The organism is Microcoleus sp. Pol14D4 (assembly GCF_036701245.1).
In the GTDB taxonomy this organism is placed as follows: domain Bacteria; phylum Cyanobacteriota; class Cyanobacteriia; order Cyanobacteriales; family Microcoleaceae; genus Microcoleus.
Map to the genome: position 1 here is coordinate 161,734 of NZ_JAUBQM010000004.1, position 7,189 is coordinate 168,922.

7 protein-coding genes are annotated in these 7,189 nt (G+C 46.0%); 3 read left to right on the forward strand and 4 right to left on the reverse strand.

Translation table 11 applies throughout. The features are described 5' to 3' along the window. Positions 1–133: 133 nt before the first annotated feature. Positions 134–1,060 (reverse strand): glutaminase A, encoded by a 927-nt coding sequence (glsA, locus tag QUA33_RS03830; RefSeq protein ID WP_333146605.1) that lies wholly within the window; start codon positions 1,058–1,060, stop codon positions 134–136. 449 nt (positions 1,061–1,509) lie between these two features. Here glsA and QUA33_RS03835 point away from each other — a divergent pair, with 449 nt between their 5' ends. Then, on the forward strand, positions 1,510–1,854 hold the full coding sequence (locus QUA33_RS03835) for a hypothetical protein (protein WP_333146608.1): 345 nt from the start codon (positions 1,510–1,512) through the stop codon (positions 1,852–1,854). Here QUA33_RS03835 and QUA33_RS03840 read toward each other — a convergent pair. Next, complete coding sequence (locus QUA33_RS03840; protein ID WP_333146610.1) at positions 1,851–2,930, reverse strand: YdcF family protein; 1,080 nt, start codon at positions 2,928–2,930, stop codon at positions 1,851–1,853. The two genes, QUA33_RS03835 and QUA33_RS03840, sit on opposite strands and share 4 nt — an antisense overlap. A 270-nt stretch (positions 2,931–3,200) precedes the next feature. Then, positions 3,201–4,688 carry a polyphosphate:AMP phosphotransferase gene (gene pap / locus QUA33_RS03845; RefSeq protein WP_333146612.1) on the reverse strand — a complete coding sequence of 496 codons (1,488 nt, stop codon included), beginning with the start codon at positions 4,686–4,688 and terminating at the stop codon, positions 3,201–3,203. 708 nt (positions 4,689–5,396) lie between these two features. Between pap and QUA33_RS03850 the strand changes: the two genes are divergently transcribed. Together QUA33_RS03850 and QUA33_RS03855 are read left to right on the forward strand one after the other, a co-directional pair. Beyond that, entirely contained in the window at positions 5,397–6,356 is a 960-nt protein-coding gene (locus tag QUA33_RS03850) for a GNAT family N-acetyltransferase (RefSeq protein WP_333146614.1), read from the forward strand. 355 nt (positions 6,357–6,711) lie between these two features. Further along, entirely contained in the window at positions 6,712–6,876 is a 165-nt protein-coding gene (locus tag QUA33_RS03855) for a hypothetical protein (RefSeq protein ID WP_333146616.1), read from the forward strand. 38 nt (positions 6,877–6,914) lie between these two features. Here QUA33_RS03855 and QUA33_RS03860 read toward each other — a convergent pair. Continuing rightward, positions 6,915–7,189 (reverse strand): IS1 family transposase (locus QUA33_RS03860; protein WP_333146618.1); only part of this gene is annotated, 275 nt, incomplete at its 5' end.

The following is a 7,189-nucleotide window of genomic DNA, read 5'->3' on the forward strand; positions in this document are numbered from 1 at the left end:
ATTAGTCATTAGTCATTAGTCATTAGTTGTGATATTATGTCGGATTGATTTGACCCCATTACCCTCACCAATTAACCATTATTTTACCCAATTAGTCGGGGAAATTAATGGGTAAATTAAAGTGCAATTTCATCTAATCAAATACGCTCAGTCGCAGAGTTTTAGCTATTTTTTCTAACAGAAATAAGCCACCGATAGAATTTCCGTCTTTATCCAAGGGCGGACTGTAAAAGCCGATCGCACCTTGACCCGGAATTACCGAAAGCATTGCCCCGCTAACTCCCGATTTAGCCGGCAGCCCCACCCGCAGGGCAAAGCGGGCGGATGCTTCATACAAGCCGCAAGTTGCCATCAGTGCTTTGACTGTACGGCAGTTTTCGCCGATTTGTCGATCGCCACTATTTACCAAAACCATCCCCAGCTTAGCTAAATCTTCCACAGTTCCCGACAAACAGCAGACGCGATTGTATGTTTCTAAAGCAATTTCCGCGTTTTGAAGATAACCAGATTCTACCATTTTTAAGGCGAGATTCCAATTATTTTGATTCGGATTTGTCTTCACTGAATCGAGCATTAACTCGTCCACAAATAACTGACTGTTTGCCTGTTGATTTAACCAATCGAGCAAGTTTTGACAGCGCGACACAGCATTTTCACCGGGAATCAAAGACGCTAGGGCGATCGCCCCGCTATTAATCATCGGATTTCTCGGCTTCCCTTGGTCTATTTCGAGTTGAGTTAGGGAATTGAAAGGCAGTTCCGAAGGCTCGCAGCCCACGCAGTTAAATACCGTTTTTTCGCCCAATTCGCACAGCAAATAAAGCAGCACAAAGGGCTTGACTGCACTCATCAGCGGGAATGTTTGAGCAATGCTACCCCAGCTCAAAAATTGACCGTCAATTGCCCGAATTTGCACGGCAAACCCTTGTCGATTTGCTTGCGCTAGGAGAGGTATGTACGCAGGGATTTGACCGGATTTACTGCGATTAATTGCCTCTTTTGCCCAAGCTGCCAGTTGTTCCGGTTGCAAGGACGATAGTTTGCTGGTGGATATTTGCACTCTCGATTATTTCGATTATTTTAAATTTTAGATTGGCATTCCTGGCGCGATATTGTGCCATAAACCCGGTTTATTAACCGAATTGCGTCACTTCAGCTCTCTGTGACCAGAAACCGGGTTGCTTGGGCGACAGAAACCAAGCTCGAACTTCAGTCTATTGACGTTTCGGCGCGCCGGGGGAAAATAAATTTTTCATAAAAAACCTGTACTTTGCATAAAAACCTCTCCTTCACCCAGATAGATAAGTAGCAGCTTCAAGGCAATGCTGCTACACAAAACAAACAAGCACTAGCTTGAAATGCCTTCAGATTCTGATGTCTAAGCCCCAGTAAGGGGCGGGGTACATATTCAACTTAATTCTTTCAGAGTTCGCCAAATCCTGTCCGGAAAACCCCCGAACCTTTAAGAATGTACTATCCAACCGGATCTACCAAAACCAGGATAAAAAAATGCCAGATGAAGCGAAAGCAGAAGCACCAAAGCCCGCTCCCATGATTTTTAAGGGGGTGTGCAAGGACGGAGTTCTCAAGGGCAAAGAAATTGAAGGCAAACTAGATATCAAAGTTAACGTCGAATCTGTCACAACCCCACCAGCAGCGCCTACAAAATCCCCGTGGGAGCCAGTTATCTTTTGGGTATTGTTTGCATTCATGGCAAACTTGATTGTTGGCGACCCCGCCGGAATGAGAAAAAAATATAGCTCCCCACAAAGGTCTTCTTCTCATCAGATATTAAACCAATCTGGGGAGCAGTCGCTGTTGCCTCAGAAAAACACCAGCAACTTGCCACTTTAGGCCCTGGGAGCTTGCCAGCCGCGCAAATAGTAATAGAAAGACCCGAAATATTCATCGAATACTCGCGTCGTAGTTACCAAAGCTTCTGCACTGGGCAGGAAATCTCCCGCGTCTAAGCGGAGTCTACTGGATCTCCCTCCTGAGGTGGGTTGAAAAGTGTAGAAGTCGGTAGCCCTAGGAATCACCTGGATTCCCATATTCGCAAAAGCGAGGCTGGCACGGCGCATCTGAATAGCAGATGTTACCAAGATTACTTTACGCGCAGCGCCACGGCTGTCGAGTATCTTTCTCACCTCTTCAGCGCTGGTGCGTATGTTGCTGCCGTTATTGTCGAGAACGATACTGCTGCGCGGTACGCCCATGTTGTTTGCCAGCAAAGTCTCGATATCCTTAGCTTCACCAACATAACCCTCCAACTCGTCTCTCGGGCCAGCGGTAACGATGACCATCGGTGCGAGTTGTTTTCTGTACAAAACGGCAGCATAGGGCAGGCGATTGCCTGTATCTGTTAGTTGAATCGCCACTCGGTTGGGGATGTGAGGCTGAGTGGTTCCCTTGCCCAGTAGGACGATCGCCGCTGCGGTTTCGTCGCAGCAAACTGTCCGCACGGCCGCAGCGGCATCCCGTTCTGCTTGCTCCGCGAACCAGTAAGCGACAACTGGCATACTCGAAAGGATCAAAACTAGCAGCGCTGCCAGGATCATTCTCGGCGCCGGGTTGCGGATGCCCCCGTTCGTGATCAGCGCCGATGCAATCACCAGCAGAGTGATGGAAAAACCCAGCGGCTTAAAGAAGAAGGCTATGAGCCCGAAAATCGCTGCTCCGACCGGGGTGTCTGGTGCAAAAAAAGCTAGGATCAAAAGGCTGATCAGCAGCAAAACGCGCAGCCGGTCTAATAAGGGATTGTCTTTGCCTCCTGATTGATCCCACCACGATTTGATCAGTGAGAACAGGAGGAATAGAAATAGAATGCGAGCTAACAGTTCTGGCATCTTGCAATATTCTGTGTCTTCATAAATTAGTACAGAAGTTTTGGAAACGAGCGCTAATTTAACTGCGGTAGGAAATACGGGCATCGGTGGGTTTTTAACTTTCGCCAATAACGCAGTCCGATCGCATTTATCCTAATGCTCGATTCCGGTCAGCTATCAACCATTGGTTGCAGGGTGAAACCCGCTACTTCCAGTCACAGATTGCTGACAGTTAATTGGTAATTGATAACTGGTAATAGTTGATTGGTAATTGGTAATGGATCGAGCACGCCGCAGGTGGAATTGACAATTCAAGCCTGCTTTGTTCTGCCTACTTTTTTCCCCATTACCTGTTACCGATTCACCAATCCCAATTTATCGGCGCTTCAGTTGATTCCGAATTGCCTGCGTTACCGTTTGAATTACTTTAACACGAGCATAATACTTGTTATTGGCCGCAATTAGCGTCCAGGGAGCTAGCGGCGTGCTGGTGCGCTGAATCATTTGATTCACCGCTACTTCATAATAATTCCACTTTTCCCGATTCCGCCAATCTTCCTCGGTGAGTTTGTATTGTTTAAATGGATTGTTTTGCCGCTCTGTAAACCGCTTTAGCTGTTCGTCAGGACTGATGTGCAGCCAGAATTTAACTAAGACACAACCGAAACTGGTGAGTTGCTCCTCAAATTCGTTGATTTCCTGATAAGCTCGCCGCCATTCGGGTTCAGTGGCAAATCCTTCGACTCGCTCGACCAGCACTCTACCATACCAACTACGATCGCAAATGCTGATTTTACCGGCAGTTGGCAGCCGCTGCCAGAACCGCCACAGGTAGTGGTGCGCTTTTTCTTCGTCTGTCGGGGCCGCAAAGGCATTCACAGTGTAACTGCGGGGGTCTAATACGTCGGTCAAGCGTTTGATTGCTCCTCCTTTACCTGCGGCGTCCCAACCTTCAAACAGCACTAACACGGGAATTTCATCTTCGTAGATGCTTTGTTGCAGTTTGCCAAAACGGGTTTGTTCCTCGCGAAGTTGCTCTTTGTATTCGTCTGGCGACAGCGATTGAGTTAAATCTACTTGGGCCAGCAAGTCGGGTTCGGTGGGTTGCAACCTTTCTTGAGGTGGCAATTTCACGGGTGCAGATTGCATCGGCAGTCTGTCTAGGGCTTCTGTAATTGTCGCTGCCATTTGCGTTAAAACTTTGACTCTCGCCCAGCGTTGACAATTGCCTTCTACTAGCGTCCAAGGTGCCGAACCCGTGCCGGTTTGGGCTACCATTTCTTCGGCCAAAGTTGTGTATTCTTCGTATTTTTTGGCTTGTTTCCAATCTTCGGGTCGCACTCGCCAAGCTTGTAAGGTGTCGTCTTCTAGTTTTTTGAGCCGGTGCTTGAGTTCTTTTTTGCTCAGGTGAATCCAAAATTTGGCGATTGCCGCGCCGTCATCTACCATCTGCCGCTCGAAGGCGTTGATTTGCCTGATGACTGTGGGTACTTGGGCGTCGGAGACTCGATCGAACAATCGGTCTTCTAAAATGTGAGTGTACCAACTGTGGTAGAAAAAACCAATTTTGCCGCGGGCGGGGAGTTTCTGCCAAAACCGCCACAGGAAAGGATAGCCCATTTCTACATCTGACGGCGGCCAAATTGGGTGGACGGCAAACCCCCGCGGGTCCATATACCCCACAATTTGTTTGACTAAAGCGCCTTTGCCGGCGGCGGCCCAACCTTCGAGGACGATAATTGCGGGCAATTTTTTTTCTCTGCAGGCCAGTTGGAGCGATCGCAACTGTTTCATTAAAACTTCTATCTTGGCATCGTAGGTTTCTTTATCGAGGGAGATATCTAAATCGAGGTTGTCGAGCATATTTACCTCATATAAATCTGAAAAAACAGTTTAACGTTAGTTTAACGTTTGGATAAAATTAAATCCCCAACTCCGGGAAAAACGTTATAAAAATTACAGTGACGGCTGGTTAAAAGCACGATCGCACCTGCCCTCAAATGGCAGCCTCGTTAATACTAGCAAGATTCCCTCAATTTCAAACTTGCCAAAAAAAACGGCTCAGGTTATAGTTGAAATAGGTAACTTTTAAATAAGTTCAACTTCTCCCCTCCCCCGATCGGGCGAGTTAACAGGAGGAGGCAAAAATCCCTGAAAAAGGATTTAGTGTAAAAGAGAGCAAAAGTAAAAATCAACTACCCGGTGGGGGTGACAACTTCTTTACTTAGCTGTAGAAACTTTATTCAAACAATAGTTACTTAAGCACCAAGCTCGGTAACGTAAGAGAGCGCGACTCATCGACATCCAGCCATAAACTCACATATAAAACTAGCCCGGAAGGGCAAACCAATTTTTATGATTGCCTAATTAGATAAAACCTGAAAGCCTGGGTGATATAAACAGGTTTCTGAGTTTTATCGACACCACAATAAATCTGCATTACATCCGCGTTTATCCGCATTCCGAAGCGGTTAAAAATCAAAAACTCGGATTTTTGCCAGAAATTCACTGTACTTGTTTGCCAATACCAATTAAGAGGAACAGTCCGAAATTACGGATTGCAAGTTTTCTATGAATATTTTAACAACACGCTCCTACAAGGGCCAAACTGACTGGTGCGCGATCGCAAATTTAATCGACGCTTGCGAAGCAGTCGATCGCCTCGGCGAAGAAGTCTCAGCAACTGAACTCAAGCTAATACTTGATGCACCCAAACTCGACAAAGCCCGCGACGTGCAATTGTGGGAAGATGGTAACTACAAGCTTATCGGTTTGGCACTCCTAGATATGCCAGATTCCCAGAATGAAATAGACGCTTGTCTGTGGTTTTACGTGCATCCAAATCTACGTAGCGAAGGTTTAGAAAAAGACATAATTAAGTGGGGAGAAAAGCGGCTGCGCGAAGTGGCGAAAGAACGGAATTTGCCCGCGAAATTGCGTACCTACCGCCGGGAGGATCAAACCGATGAGATGCGGCTGTTAGAAAAACAGGGCTTTGAGGTCGAACGCTATTATTGGACAATGGCCCGATCCCTCGCCGAACCGATTCCCGCGCCGGAATTCCCCGCTGATTTTGCACTGACTCACGTATCGGGAGAACAAGACATCCAACCCTGGGTAGAGATGTTCAACCAGTCATTTATCGATCACTGGAATCACCACGATTTAACTGCGGAAACCGTGCGTTATTGGATGCAAGATCCGAATTATCACCCGGAATTAGACTTGATTGCTGTTTCGGGCGATCGCAAATTTGCTGCTTTCTGCGACTGTCAAATCAAACCCCAAAAAAACGCCCGCAGCGGCACAAAAGACGGTTGGATTGAATTGTTGGGTACGCGGCGCGACTTTCGGAAAATGGGTTTAGGAAAAGCGATGCTATTAGCTGGTTTGCATAAGTTGAAAGCGGCGGGTGCAAACACAGCTAAACTCAGCGTCGATGCTGACAGTTTGACGGGGGCGACAAAGCTTTACAAATCCGTCGGTTTCCGCCCGATGGAAACTTGGATCGAGTGGGCTAAGACAGTTTAGAAAAGTTTGGCAGCGAAGGCGAGAATCCCGACGGCTTACAGAAGTCGGGGTTTTTAAGTGCGATCGCTCTTTGGGATCGAATCGGCGATCGTACTTTTCATTTTTTCCTAAATCAACCGGAAATTAGCGGATGTAATCGCATTGGCACTCACTCCAATCATCACACCTAACTCTTCTCCTGTCAAGACATTCTTGAGGAGAGTTCCCGGGAGGGTGTCACTTTTGCAATAAATATAAATGCTTAAAGAAAGCAGAATAGTAGCTTTGAGCTATTGTTGAGCAAAATAGTAATGATGTCTTAATTAGTGGCTAATGAATCATGACTCCCGAACAAAAATAGGCAATTAAAACATATGTGGAGGCTATTTCGGCAATTCTTTATGCTGATTGTGACCTTGAATCATTGAAAACATTAGAAGATATTGAAATAACAGTCAAAGATAAAGTGTTTACTCATGTGACACCAGAGATAGGATTTTTTTTATCTACTCAGCTAGCGGTACAAAAGCAGGAAGAGTAAAGAGATTAGGTAGTAATAAGTATGTAGTGATTAGATATTTATTGGCTCAAAATATAGTTGTAATGATGGATAAAATACCAAATAGCACCAATATGGTTTTCTAATTTTTTAGAAAATGAAAGAGTCTTTCTTACGATCCGAGAAACACGTTGGCGCAAAGTATTATTAAATCTTTCAATGTGATTAGTTTTTCCACTCTCTTTACCAACTGGCTGATGGCGTAGCGAAGGAAAAATACAAGCATATGCAGCCCAAAAATCTGTATAGCAAACAGCACATTGTCGATATACAGGAGGTAGAGAATTCCATAATT

Excerpts from the sequence above, each read along its gene's own strand:
- QUA33_RS03835 (WP_333146608.1), top strand. The coding sequence starts at position 1,510 with ATGCCAGATGAAGCGAAAGCAGAAGCACCAAAGCCCGCTCCCATGATT.
- QUA33_RS03840 (WP_333146610.1), bottom strand. The coding sequence starts at position 2,930 with ATGCCCGTATTTCCTACCGCAGTTAAATTAGCGCTCGTTTCCAAAACT.
- pap (WP_333146612.1), bottom strand. The coding sequence starts at position 4,688 with ATGCTCGACAACCTCGATTTAGATATCTCCCTCGATAAAGAAACCTAC.
- QUA33_RS03850 (WP_333146614.1), top strand. The coding sequence starts at position 5,397 with ATGAATATTTTAACAACACGCTCCTACAAGGGCCAAACTGACTGGTGC.